Genomic DNA, 11,942 nt, shown 5'->3' with positions numbered 1-11,942 from the left:
ATCGACATGCGCCACGGCAGGGGAAATGCATCGGAATACGACTACGCGAGGTGGCTTGCCACGACAGGCGCCGTCCCGAATGCGTACGGCCTGACATAATGTAACACGCTAAGCACGCGGCTCAGGATGAGAGCAATCCGAAAAAACGTAGGGATATTGGCGAATGCCGAGGCTGAAAAACATAACGGCGCCCATTGGGCGCCGTTTGCTTGCAACTGGAGGCGGAGGTCGGAATCGAACCGGCGTACACGGCTTTGCAGGCCGCTGCATAACCACTCTGCCACCCCGCCAGGTGACGATGCTGGATTGTATCCGCATTCGCTGCGTGCGTCGTAACTGCCGACTCAGCAGCAGGATTCAACCCTGCTAATGAAAAAGGGAAGCGCTGCTTCCCTTTGGGATTTGGAGCGGGAGACGAGTCTCGAACTCGCGACCTCAACCTTGGCAAGGTTGCGCTCTACCAACTGAGCTACTCCCGCATACAACTTTTACCTCAGTGGCAGCTTACGCTGCCGATCCGCCGACCTGACCATACTTCATCACGTCACCGGATGCCATTTAACCTGGAGCGGGAGACGAGTCTCGAACTCGCGACCTCAACCTTGGCAAGGTTGCGCTCTACCAACTGAGCTACTCCCGCAGGGCCATGCATCTTACCGAAAAGCAAACTATCGCGCAACTTCTTTTAACTACGCAGCTTTATGCTGGCAATTCACGCTAAGTACTGCTTATCTTGCTGCTTTCGTTTGCGTCGTCAGCAGCGAGAACGAGATTATTGCAAAAACCGAACCGGCTCGTCAACAACTTTTTGCAGGGAATTTCATTTTTGTGTGCGCGCCCCGCTGAGCGCATCGCTGCGCTCCCGGATCTGCGGCCACGCCAGCTTCATGTAATAGAACATCGACCAGAGCGTCAGCACGGCGGCCACGTAGATCATGACGGTGCCAAGCATCGAAGCATCCATGCCGAACAGCGTATCGTTGAACAGCAGCAGCGGAATAGCGATCATCTGCACCGTGGTCTTGAGCTTGCCCAGGAAGTTCACGGCCACGCTCTTCGACGCACCGATCTGCGCCATCCATTCTCGCAGCGCGGAAATCGTGATCTCGCGGCCGATGATCACCAGCGCGATCAGATCGGCCACGCGGCCCAGCGCCAGCAACGACAGCAGCGCCGCCGTGACCATCAGTTTGTCGGCCACCGGGTCCAGGAACGCGCCAAACGCCGAAGTCTGGTTCCAGCGCCGCGCCAGAAAACCGTCCAGCCAGTCGGTGGCGGCGGCGATGATGAAGAACGACGCCGCCGTCACGTTCTTGGTGTGCATCGGCAACCATGCCTCTGGCAGGTAATAGACCCCGACGACAAGCGGGATCATGGCCACGCGAAGCCAGGTCAGCAGGATGGGAATGTTCAGTGGCATGGGCGGTGCGTTCTTGCGCCAGAAACTGGCTGGGCTGCGATGTGGTTGCCAAGGCGGATTGCGCGATTGTCGCCGATTTCGGCCTGAACCCGTAAATTTCAGACCGAAAGTCGCCCACTACCTGCAAGGGGCCGCCTAGTGGAGCTGCCGGTAGATCTCTTCGGCCAGCGTGCGTGAGATGCCCTCCACGCTCGCCAGTTCGTCGACGCTGGCGGCCATTACCCCGCGCAGGCCGCCAAACCGCGTCAACAGCTTCTGCCGGCGACGGGCGCCGACACCTTCGATCTCTTCCAGCCGCGACGTCGTGCGGGCCTTGGCGCGCTTGGCGCGCATACCCGTGATGGCAAAGCGGTGGGCCTCATCGCGAATCTGCGCCACGAGCATCAGCGCCGCACTTCCCTGCCCCAGTTCCAGCGAAGGGCGGCCGTCGGCAAAGACCAGCGCTTCAAGCCCCACCTTGCGGCCCTCGCCCTTGGCCACACCGACCAGCAGGCCGATGTCGAGACCGAGTTCCTCGAACACCTGCCGCGCCACTTCGACCTGCCCCTTGCCGCCGTCGATCAGCACCACACGGGGCATGCGCGGCACGCCTTCCGCGCCCTCGGCATTGGGATCGCCGCCATCCTCCTGGATCTGCTCGACCAACTTCTGATAACGGCGCGTCAACACCTGGCGCATTGCCGCATAGTCGTCGCCCGGCGTGATGTCGGTGATATTGAAGCGGCGGTATTCGCTGTTCTGCATCTCGTGATGATGGAACACCACGCACGACGCCTGCGTGGCCTCGCCGGCCGTATGGCTGATATCGAAGCATTCGATGCGCAGCATGGCCAGGTCCTCCATGTCGAGGCCGATCGTCTCGGCCAGCGCGCGCGTGCGTGCCTCCTGGCTGCCCTGCTCCGCCAGCCGCCTGGCCAGTGCCAGACCGGCGCCCTGCGCGGCCATCTCCAGCCAGATCTTGCGCTGCCCCTGCGGCTGGCGCACCAGCGCCACCTTGCGCCCCGCCTGCATCGACAATGCCTCGACCACCGCGCCGTCGGCCGGAAGATGGCTGACGACGATGATCGGCGGCGGCGCCTGGTCCAGGTAGTGCTGGATCATGAATGCCGACAGCACCCGCATGGCGATGCGATCCACCGAGAGCGGTCCGGCATCCTGCACGATGGCCTCGGCGGCCTCGGTGCCCTGATCGCCGACCGGCTCGCCGATGTCGTCGCTTTCTTCGACGATCATCGCGGCCTCATCGGCGTGGGCGGGAAAATAAGCCTTATCGCCCAGATGCCGGCCGCCGCGCACCATTGCCAGGTTCACGCATGCGCGGCCGCCCTGCACGGCAACCGCCAGCACATCGATATCGCGTGCCTGGCCGACTTCTTCCACGGCCTGGCGCTTGAGCACGGTAGACAGTGCCGCAATCTGGTCACGCACCGCGGCGGCCTGCTCGAACTGCAGCTGCACGGCGTGAGACTCCATTTTCTGCTGAAGCCCTTCGAGTACCTCCGTCTCGCGGCCCTGCAGAAAGCGCGCGGCATTACCGACGTCGCGCGCGTAATCGTCTTCCGAAATCGCCTTCACGCATGGTGCCGTGCAACGATGGATCTGGTGCAGCAGGCACGGTCTCGTACGGTTGTTGAAAACCGTGTCTTCGCAGGTGCGCAGCTGGAACACCTTCTGCAAGATCTGCATGCTTTCGCGCACGGCATGCGCACTCGGAAACGGACCGAAGTACTGGTGCTTGCGGTCGGTCGCGCCCCGGTAGTAGGCCATGCGAGGAAATTTGTGGCCGGTCAGCTTCAGGAACGGGTACGACTTGTCATCCCGAAACAGGATGTTGTAGCGCGGCGCCAGCGCCTTGATGAGATTGTTCTCAAGCAGCAGCGCCTCTGCCTCCGTCCGCACCACCGTGGTTTCGATCCGCGCGATCTTGCCCACCATCATGGCGATACGCGGCGACAACTGCGTCTTGTTGAAGTAGCTCGACACCCGCTTCTTCAGATCGCGCGCCTTGCCCACGTAGAGCACGTTGCCATCGGCATCGAAGTAGCGATAGACGCCGGGCAGCCCCGGCATCCGCGCCAGGATGGGACGCGGATCGAACTCGGGCACGTCGGGCGGCTCGGCGACCGGCGCGGGCGCCGCATCGGGTTCGGGCAATACGGGATCGGTCGGAGAGACGGGTTCCTGCTCGGGCATCGGGGAGGCGATTGGACTGATATGGTGTGCGCACAGGGTGCGCCGACACGGGGCGCTGACCTAGAATCGCAAGTTTAGAGCAATTCGCCCGCGGGACTTCTTCCGGCACGGCCGCTCTCGTCTTGTCTTCAACGCCATCCGTATCATGCCAATCCGCTCCTGGGACATTTTCTGCACGGTCATCGACAACTTCGGTGACATCGGCGTGTGCTGGCGGCTGGCACGCCAGCTGGCGCAAGAGCACGGGCACGCGGTACGCCTCTGGGTGGATGACCTGGGCAGCTTTGCCCGGCTGGCCCCGGAAATCGACCCGGCCGCCACGCGTCAGCGCCTGGCCGGCGTCGACGTGCATCGCTGGGATCCGCGCCCCGACGCCCCTTTCGACGCCCCCGCGCCGCATGACGTCGTCATCGAGGCATTCGCCTGCCATTTGCCCGAATCGTTCCTGACAGCTATGGCGGCCGCGCCTCGCAAGCCGGTCTGGCTCAACCTGGAATACCTGAGTGCCGAGGACTGGGTCAGCGAGCACCACGCGATGGCGTCGCCACATCCGCGACTACCGCTGACCAAGCATTTCTTCTTTCCCGGCTTTGCGCACGGCACCGGCGGCCTCTTGCGCGAATCGATGATCGGCGCATCGCGCGACACCTTCCGCACCAGCCCCGCCGCGCAGGCCACGCTGTGGCACCGGCTGGGCGTGCAGCCGGCACACGACACCCTGAAGGTCAGCTTCTTTGCGTATGCCAACCCGGCCACGCCTGCGCTGCTGGAGCAATGGCGCGATGGCAGCACCCCGATCGAGTGTTTCGTCCCCCAGGGACTCGCCGCCGGACAGATCGAGCAATGGCTGGGCGCCGCGCTGACGCCTGGCGCCACGCACTATCGCGGCAACCTGATCGTGCACGGCATTCCGTTCGTCCGTCAGGAACACTACGACGAACTGCTCTGGACCTGCGACGTCAATTTCGTGCGCGGCGAAGACTCGTGCGTGCGCGCGCACTGGGCGGCCAGGCCAATGATCTGGCACATCTATCCGCAGGATGACCGGGCGCATCACATCAAGCTCGATGCCTGGCTGGAGCGCTTTGCGCGCGCCGGTGTGGCACCCGAGGCATCCGCCGCGCTAACCGCGTTCTCGCATGCCTGGAACGGTTATGGGACGCACCCCGACTGGGCGCAGTTGCAGGCGCAATTGCCGGCGCTGACCGCCGGCATGGACCGCTGGCAGAGGCAATTGCAGCACTTGGGCGATCTGGCCGCGAATCTCGTGGCCTTCAGCGAAAATCAGGTAAAATAACCGGTTGATTTTAATACTGATGGCGGGCCAGGTTTCCAGGCCAAGAACAAACTGCCGGCTGCACGCCTTCGCCATACCGATTTCCGGGAATCCATCGTTCCCGGACCATTTTTTTCAGGAAGACAGTTCAGATGAAAATCGCACAGGAACTCCGCGTCGGCAACGTGTTCATGATCGGTTCCGACCCGATGGTGGTTCAAAAGGCCGAGTACAACAAGTCGGGCCGTAACGCCGCTGTTGTGAAGATGAAGTACAAGAACCTGCTGACGGACGCCCCGGGCGAATCCGTCTTCAAGGCCGACGACAAGTTCGAAGTGGTCGTGCTGGAGCGCCGCGAATGCACGTACTCGTACTTCGCTGACCCGATGTACGTGTTCATGGACACCGAGTACAACCAGTACGAAGTCGAGAAGGACAGCATGGGCGACGCGCTGAACTACCTCGACGACGGCATGGCCGTGGAAGTGGTGTTCTACAACGACAAGGCCATCTCGGTGGAAATGCCGACCACGCTGGTCCGCGAAATCATCTACACGGAACCGGCCGTCAAGGGCGACACCTCGTCGGGCAAGGTGCTCAAGGGCGCCAAGATCAACACCGGCTTCGAACTGCAAGTGCCGCTGTTCTGCAACATCGGTGACAAGATCGAAATCGACACGCGCACCGGCGAATACCGCAGCCGCGCCAACTAAGTCTTACGGCGCCACGCAGTAAAAAAGGGCAGCTTCGGCTGCCCTTTTGTTTTGCTTTGCCTTGCCGCTCCACCTGCCTCAGGCAATCAGCTCCAGCTCCTTCAACAGGCGAAGCGCTGCGCGATACTCCCCTTCCTGTTGCAGCTTGTTCCAGTCAAGCGGCTTCCTGCGGCCAAACAGCTTGCGAATACGGCGCTGCGATGTCTTGCTGATCGACGCATCCAGCTCCGTCAGCAGTTGATCGGCCTTCTCAGGGTTGTTGCAGATCAATACCATGTCACATCCCGCATCGAGCGCAGCCTTTGCGCCTTGCGTGACGGTACCGGCCACGCTGGCACCCTCCATGCTGAGGTCGTCGCTGAAAATCACGCCCTCGAAGCCAAGTTGCGTGCGCAGGACATCCTGCAGCCAGAAGGAAGAGAAACCAGCCGGATTCGGGTCCACCTTCGGATAGATGACGTGGGCCGGCATGACCGATGCCAGCGCCTGGCCCATCCAGTCATAGGGCTTGGCGTCGTGCGCGAGGATTTCGTCGAGCGTCCGTTCATCAACCGGCACCGCAACATGCGAATCGGCTTCCACGTAGCCGTGCCCAGGAAAATGCTTGCCGCAGTTGGTCATGCCCGCCAGCAGCAGACCATGCGTCAGATGGTTGGCCAGCATCGTGACCACGCGCGGGTCCGTATGGAAGGCGCGATCGCCAATCACGCCACTGCGACCAAAATCCAGGTCCAGCACCGGCGTAAAGCTCAGGTCGACGTCACAAGCCCGCAGTTCGGCGGCCAGCACATAGCCGCAGGCGATGGCGGCCTTGGTAGCCAGCAGTACATCGCGATCCCACAATTGACCGAGCTTGGCCATTGCCGGCAGGTGCGTAAAACCATCGGTCTTCGCGCGCTGCACGCGTCCGCCTTCATGGTCGATGCAGATCAGCACATCGTCCCGGACATTGCGAATGGCGCGGGTCAACGCAACCAGTTGCGCGCGCGATTCGAAGTTGCGCGCGAACAGGATGACGCCACCAGTGAGCGGATGCGCGATGCGACGCTCATCTTCCGCATTGAGCTGCTTGCCCACGACGTCGAGCACCACGGGACCCGGGCGCTTGCCGGTCAATTTCTTATTCATATCGATTCAGTTCGAGGCAGGTTCAGGCAGCGGACCAGCCTGACCAGTCCGCTCCGCGATCGCAAAGGCGACCGCATAGTCATGTTCATCGCTGACACTGACACGAATCGTCAGGCCGCGTTCCCGCACCCATTCGGCAAGTTCGCCCGTGCATTGCGGCGTCGGCTCGCCCGACGGCAGGTTCAGGAGCTCCATTGCGCGCCAGCTCATCGGCCAACGCATGCCCAGGCCGATGGCCTTCGAGAAGGCCTCCTTGGCGGCGAAGCGGGTGGCAAGGAATGCCAGGCCGCGCTTTTCCGAGCGCGCCTTGCGTGCGTGGTAGACCTTCAGCTCGCGCGGGCCGAGTACTTTTTCGGCAAAGCGGCCGCGCGTGCGGTCCATCACGCCCTGCACGCGATCGATCTGGATGATGTCGGTGCCGATCCCGTAGATCACGCGGACTGCCCCGGTACGGGATAACGGGTGCCCAGGCGCGCGGCCACCATGATCGCCTTCATCTCGCGCACCGCATTCTGCCAGCCGACAAACACCGCGTGCGCAACGATGGCATGCCCGATGTTCAGCTCTTTGATACCCGGCAGCGCCGCAATGCGCTGCACGTTCGTGTAGTGCAGGCCGTGGCCGGCGTTCACAACCAGTCCATGCTTCTGGCCGGCGTTCACGCCCTCGGCCACGCGCAGGAACTCCGCTTCTTGCGCATCGGCCGTATGGGCATCGGCATAGGCGCCCGTATGAATCTCGATGACCGGGGCCTTGCACGCCGCGGCGGCGGCAATCTGCTCAGGATCCGCATCGATGAACAGCGAAACACGGATGCCCGCATCGGCCAGCTGACGGCACGCGGCACTGACCTGCTCGAAGTGACCGACCACGTCGAGGCCGCCTTCGGTGGTCACTTCCTCGCGCTTCTCCGGCACCAGGCACACGTCCTGCGGCTTGATCTCGCACGCGATGTCGAGCATCTCGGACGTAATCGCGCACTCCAGATTCATGCGCGTGGCCAGCTTGGGCCGCAGCGCGCGCACATCGGCATCGCGGATATGGCGGCGATCCTCGCGCAGGTGCAGCGTAATCAGGTCTGCGCCGGCTTCTTCGGCCTGCAGCGCAGCCTGAATCGGATCGGGATAGACAGTGCCGCGCGCATTACGCAGCGTGGCAACGTGATCGATATTGACGCCAAGGTCGATGACCCCGGGATTCGCGTGGAAGATCATGCCAGCTTGCTCAGAGGAATTAGGGAATCAAAGGTACTGCAGATCGATCAGGATCTGGCGCGTTTTCAGCGGCTCACCCTGCAAATAATAATGCAGCAGGAACCGCATCAGGGCGCGGCTTTGCGTAACGGTCTGCGCGCGCGCGTAGTCGTCCTGCCCCATGTCGAGCAGGGTCTGGCCCGACACCACCGGCCAGCTCGATGGATCGCTCGCATGGGCGCGCCGCACGCCACGCTCAGGCTGATAAACGTAATCCAGCCCCGGCTGCACGCGCTCTCCAGTCTTGATGCACTGGTCGAACGCCACGGCAAAGCCGGTCTCCTGCAGCAGCACGCGCTCGAAGCTGCGCAGCACCAGGCTGGCCGATTCGCCGTGCGCCAGCCGCGTCAGCGTGATCATGTAGTGCTTGAACAGTGCCGGATGCGCGTCCTCGCGCGGGCAGAATCGCAGCAGCAGCTCGTTCAGGTAGAAGCCGGACAGCAGTGCGTCGCCCGACAGCGGCAGCAAGCCGCCCATGTACTCGGCCTTGGTCAGCGTCTTGACTTCGCCACGCCCGGTCCACGACAACGAGATCGGATGAAAATGCTGCAGCACGGCGCGCAGTGCGGAATGCGGACGCTTGGCGCCCTTGGCGACCATCGCCATGCGGCCGTGATCGCGCGTGAAGACGTCCAGGATCAGACTCGTTTCGCGGTAAGGATAGGCGTGCAGCACGAATCCCGCCTCGTTGGCCACGCGAAGTTCCGAACGGGCCGGCACGATGCGCATCGCGCGGTCCATCATCTCGCGCCCCGCCGCCACGGCCGGATTCAGTGCCGGGATTGCCCCGGACTCCAGCACCTCGGCGGCTTCCTCGGCGATTGGATCGGCGCTGCGCGCACGCGGCGCGGCGCGGCGCACGTCAGGCATCCTGGTCACTCGTAGCCGTAGGCCCGCAATCCAGCTTCGTTGTCGGCCCAGCCGCTCTTGACCTTGATCCACATCTCCAGGTAGACCTTGCCATCGAACAGCTTTTCCATGTCGAGGCGCGCCTCGGTGGAAATCTGCTTGAGCTTGCTGCCCTTGTTGCCGATGATCATCGCCTTGTGCGCATCGCGCTCGACCAGGATCGTGGCAAAGATCCGACGCAGCCGGCCTTCCGTTTCAAACTTGTCGATCACGACAGTGCTCGTGTACGGCAGCTCGTCGCCAGTCCAGCGGAATACCTTCTCGCGAATGATTTCCGACGCCAGGAAGCGCTCGCTCCGGTCGGTCATCGCGTCGACGTCGTACATCGGCTCGCCTTCGGGCAGGAACGGCCGGATGATGCCCAACAGGCGCTGGATATGATCGCGCGTCTTGGCCGACATCGGCACCACTTCCGTAAACGGAAAGCGCTGCCCCATCTGTTCCAGGAACGGCATCATCACTTCGGAGCGGCCTTCGCCGATGCGGTCGAGCTTGTTGCAGACCAGCAGCACGGGCACATTCTTCGGCAGCAGCGACAGCACCTTTTCATCGTCGGCGCCGAAATAGCCGGCTTCGACGACGAACAGCACCACGTCCACCGACGACAGCGTCGACGTGACAGCGCGGTTCAGCGAGCGGTTCAGCGCGCTGGCATGGCGCGTCTGGAAGCCCGGGGTATCGGCAAAAACATACTGCGTATCGTCCGTGGTCTGAATACCGACGATCCGATGGCGTGTGGTCTGCGCCTTGCGCGACGTGATACTGATCTTCTGGCCAACCAGCGCATTCATCAACGTGGACTTGCCGACGTTGGGACGGCCAACGATGGCCACGGTGCCGCAGCGGAATGCCGGGGCACCGGACGGTTCCGCAGCGTCCTGCTGCGGAGGGAGAGAATCGGTCATTCCTTCAACCTGAGAGACAACTGGGGATCCGGTGGCACCGGCTGCTTGCGCGTCTTGCCCGTGCGCTCGGCACGGCTGCGCTTGAGCAACTGGGGCACGAGCTTCTGGACTTCATCAAGCGCGAGCTTGGCCGCCGCCTGCTCGGCCGCGCGGCGCGACGCGCCAGTGCCGAACACGCGCACCTCCAGTTTAGGCACGATGCACTCGACTTCAAATTGCTGGCTATGCGCCGCACCGTGTGTAGCGATGACGTTGTACTGCGGCAAGGCGATCTTGTGGCCCTGCAGGTACTCCTGGAGCAGCGTTTTGGCATCCTTGCCCAGCGTGCGAGGATCCACCTGCTCCAGAATGGGGATATACAGCTTGCGGATCAATGCCCGGGCGGCATCGAATCCGCTATCGAGGAACACCGCGCCGACAATGGCCTCGAGCGCATCCGCGAGTATCGAGGGGCGACGGAAACCACCGCTCTTCAACTCGCCTTCGCCAAGGCGCAGCGCATCGGACAGCTGCAGCATCTGGGCGATCTCGTACAGCGCCTGCTGCTTGACCAGATTGGCCCGCACGCGCGACAGATCGCCCTCGTCCAGCTTGCCGAACATGCCATACAGCATGTCGGCCACCGCGCAGTTCAGCACCGAATCGCCCAGGAATTCGAGCCGCTCATTGTGCTGCGCGCTATGACTGCGATGCGTGAGCGCCTGCTGCAGCAATTCGGGCTTGCTGAATCGGTAGCCGAGACGTTGCTGCAAGGCGTCGAGGGTCATGTCTTTACTGCGTTCCCGAATAGGTAATCAAAAAACTCAATGGTCCGTAGACCTTCACTTCGGTCCGGTATTCGAAGCCGATGGAGCGAATACGCCCGGTATCGTCCTCATTCACATCCAGATCCTCGCCCCGGATCGAGGTGATATTGTCGATCTGGGCCTGCTTGTCGAAATTGGCGGCCACATCCTTGCGGTTGGACGCCCGGTCCTTGGCATAGTTGACGGCACGCTTGACCGAGAAATACTCCAGCGCGCTCGGTATCGACTTCAGCGCCGGCAAAGCCACCGCGCCTACCAGAATAACCACGATCAGCAGTGAACCCATCGAAAATCCACGTGATTTTTTAACCACAAAACCACGGACTTTCCCCCGATTACCCCAAAACTTCTGACCCATCGCGCTGCCCTCGTTTTTGAGTGTTTTGCGCTGCGTAGTACCGTCGAGCTATCGACGAGCGATTACTTGAACGATCCCACGCGCCCGAAATTGCCCAGATTCATCCAGATCATGAACGCTTTGCCGACGATGTTCTTGTCCGGCACAAAGCCCCAGTATCGGGAATCCAGGCTGTTGTCACGGTTATCCCCCATGACGAAATAGTGACCTTCCGGCACTTTACACGTCAGTCCCTGCTGATTGTAAGTGCAGTTTTCGCGGAACGGAAAATCAGGATCGGCACCTGCCACAAAAGCCGGCCGGTCCGCGTCGTTCAGAATGCCATGTTCAGGTCCGCCCGGCAGCTTTTCGGTGAAATGCTTCGAATAGGCCAGACGCTCTTCGTCCAGATAGTCCGGCAGCTGGCTGTACTCCGCCGGCTTGCCATTGATCGTCAGCTTCTTGTTTTCGTAACGCACCACGTCGCCCGGCACCCCGACCACACGCTTGATGTAGTCGAGCGACTCATCCTTCGGGTAACGGAACACCATCACGTCGCCACGTTGCGGCTCGCCAACATCGATGATCTTCTTGTTCACCACGGGCAGGCGAATGCCGTAGTCGTACTTGTTCACCAGAATGAAGTCGCCGATCAGCAGCGTCGGGATCATCGAGCCGGACGGAATCTTGAACGGCTCCACCACGAACGATCGCAGCACGAACACGGCCAGGATCACCGGGAAAAAGCTTGCCGAATATTCAAGCCACCACGGCTGGCGCATTTTTTCCTCGGCCAGCTTCGCGCGCGAGCGATCCAGCTCCGCCGTGCCCTGCCCCGCCTGCGTGTACTGACGCTGAGAGTCGAACTCGGCCAGGGCCAACTGCGTCACGCTGCGGCGCTGGCGCTCGAATACCAGCTTGTCAGCAACCCAGGCAATGCCCGTAATGACGACCAGCACGAAAAGGATCAGTGCAAAATTCATGACGGCTTGGAGTGATGTC

At 62.1% G+C, this 11,942-nt stretch carries 12 protein-coding genes and 3 tRNA genes; 2 read left to right on the top strand and 13 right to left on the bottom strand.

Going from position 1 to position 11,942, the window contains the following annotated elements:
- Positions 1 to 216: 216 nt before the first annotated feature.
- The 5 genes from AC3FLX_RS05825 to uvrC all read right to left on the bottom strand — a co-directional run bounded on the left by AC3FLX_RS05825 (position 217) and on the right by uvrC (position 3,613).
- Positions 217 to 290 (bottom strand) — tRNA-Cys (locus AC3FLX_RS05825).
- Positions 291 to 403: 113 nt separating this feature from the next.
- Positions 404 to 479: transfer RNA gene (locus AC3FLX_RS05820), tRNA-Gly, on the bottom strand.
- An 85-nt stretch (positions 480 to 564) separates the two neighbouring features.
- A tRNA-Gly gene (locus AC3FLX_RS05815) sits at positions 565 to 640 on the bottom strand.
- Between the two features lie 180 nt (positions 641 to 820).
- The gene (pgsA, locus tag AC3FLX_RS05810; RefSeq protein ID WP_488694651.1) at positions 821 to 1,420 is read right to left on the bottom strand and encodes a CDP-diacylglycerol--glycerol-3-phosphate 3-phosphatidyltransferase; all 600 of its coding nucleotides are present in this window, start codon (positions 1,418 to 1,420) and stop codon (positions 821 to 823) included.
- 135 nt (positions 1,421 to 1,555) lie between these two features.
- Complete coding sequence (gene uvrC / locus AC3FLX_RS05805) at positions 1,556 to 3,613, bottom strand: excinuclease ABC subunit UvrC (protein WP_488694649.1); 2,058 nt, start codon at positions 3,611 to 3,613, stop codon at positions 1,556 to 1,558.
- Between the two features lie 145 nt (positions 3,614 to 3,758).
- Here uvrC and earP point away from each other — a divergent pair, with 145 nt between their 5' ends.
- Entirely contained in the window at positions 3,759 to 4,910 is a 1,152-nt protein-coding gene (gene earP, locus AC3FLX_RS05800; protein ID WP_488694647.1) for an elongation factor P maturation arginine rhamnosyltransferase EarP, read from the top strand.
- Positions 4,911 to 5,041: 131 nt separating this feature from the next.
- Entirely contained in the window at positions 5,042 to 5,602 is a 561-nt protein-coding gene (efp, locus tag AC3FLX_RS05795) for an elongation factor P (RefSeq protein ID WP_488694645.1), read from the top strand.
- A gap of 78 nt (positions 5,603 to 5,680) precedes the next feature.
- On the opposite strand, the gene nagZ is transcribed toward efp, so the two are convergent.
- From nagZ to lepB, 8 genes are all read right to left on the bottom strand, one after another.
- Complete coding sequence (nagZ, locus tag AC3FLX_RS05790; protein WP_488694643.1) at positions 5,681 to 6,730, bottom strand: beta-N-acetylhexosaminidase; 1,050 nt, start codon at positions 6,728 to 6,730, stop codon at positions 5,681 to 5,683.
- Positions 6,731 to 6,736: 6 nt separating this feature from the next.
- On the bottom strand, positions 6,737 to 7,165 hold the full coding sequence (acpS, locus tag AC3FLX_RS05785) for a holo-ACP synthase (RefSeq protein WP_488694641.1): 429 nt from the start codon (positions 7,163 to 7,165) through the stop codon (positions 6,737 to 6,739).
- On the bottom strand, positions 7,162 to 7,944 hold the full coding sequence (gene pdxJ, locus AC3FLX_RS05780) for a pyridoxine 5'-phosphate synthase (protein WP_488694639.1): 783 nt from the start codon (positions 7,942 to 7,944) through the stop codon (positions 7,162 to 7,164). The genes acpS and pdxJ overlap by 4 nt, the downstream gene beginning before the upstream one ends.
- Before the next feature lie 27 nt (positions 7,945 to 7,971).
- A complete protein-coding gene (gene recO, locus AC3FLX_RS05775; RefSeq protein WP_488694637.1) occupies positions 7,972 to 8,853 on the bottom strand; it encodes a DNA repair protein RecO in 882 nt (293 codons plus the stop codon).
- 5 nt (positions 8,854 to 8,858) lie between these two features.
- Complete coding sequence (gene era / locus AC3FLX_RS05770) at positions 8,859 to 9,797, bottom strand: GTPase Era (RefSeq protein WP_488694635.1); 939 nt, start codon at positions 9,795 to 9,797, stop codon at positions 8,859 to 8,861.
- Positions 9,794 to 10,564: a ribonuclease III gene (gene rnc, locus AC3FLX_RS05765; RefSeq protein ID WP_092594258.1), complete on the bottom strand. Its 771-nt coding sequence runs from the start codon at positions 10,562 to 10,564 to the stop codon at positions 9,794 to 9,796. Before rnc ends, era begins: the two co-directional genes overlap by 4 nt.
- Positions 10,565 to 10,568: 4 nt before the next feature.
- Positions 10,569 to 10,889 carry a DUF4845 domain-containing protein gene (locus AC3FLX_RS05760; protein WP_488694632.1) on the bottom strand — a complete coding sequence of 107 codons (321 nt, stop codon included), beginning with the start codon at positions 10,887 to 10,889 and terminating at the stop codon, positions 10,569 to 10,571.
- Between the two features lie 134 nt (positions 10,890 to 11,023).
- Complete coding sequence (gene lepB, locus AC3FLX_RS05755) at positions 11,024 to 11,923, bottom strand: signal peptidase I (RefSeq protein ID WP_488694630.1); 900 nt, start codon at positions 11,921 to 11,923, stop codon at positions 11,024 to 11,026.
- Positions 11,924 to 11,942: the final 19 nt, after the last annotated feature.

This window comes from Cupriavidus sp. 291-E7, assembly GCF_057798835.1.
Note: the sequence above shows the minus strand (reverse complement) of the source record. Positions and strands in the feature narration are given on the sequence as shown.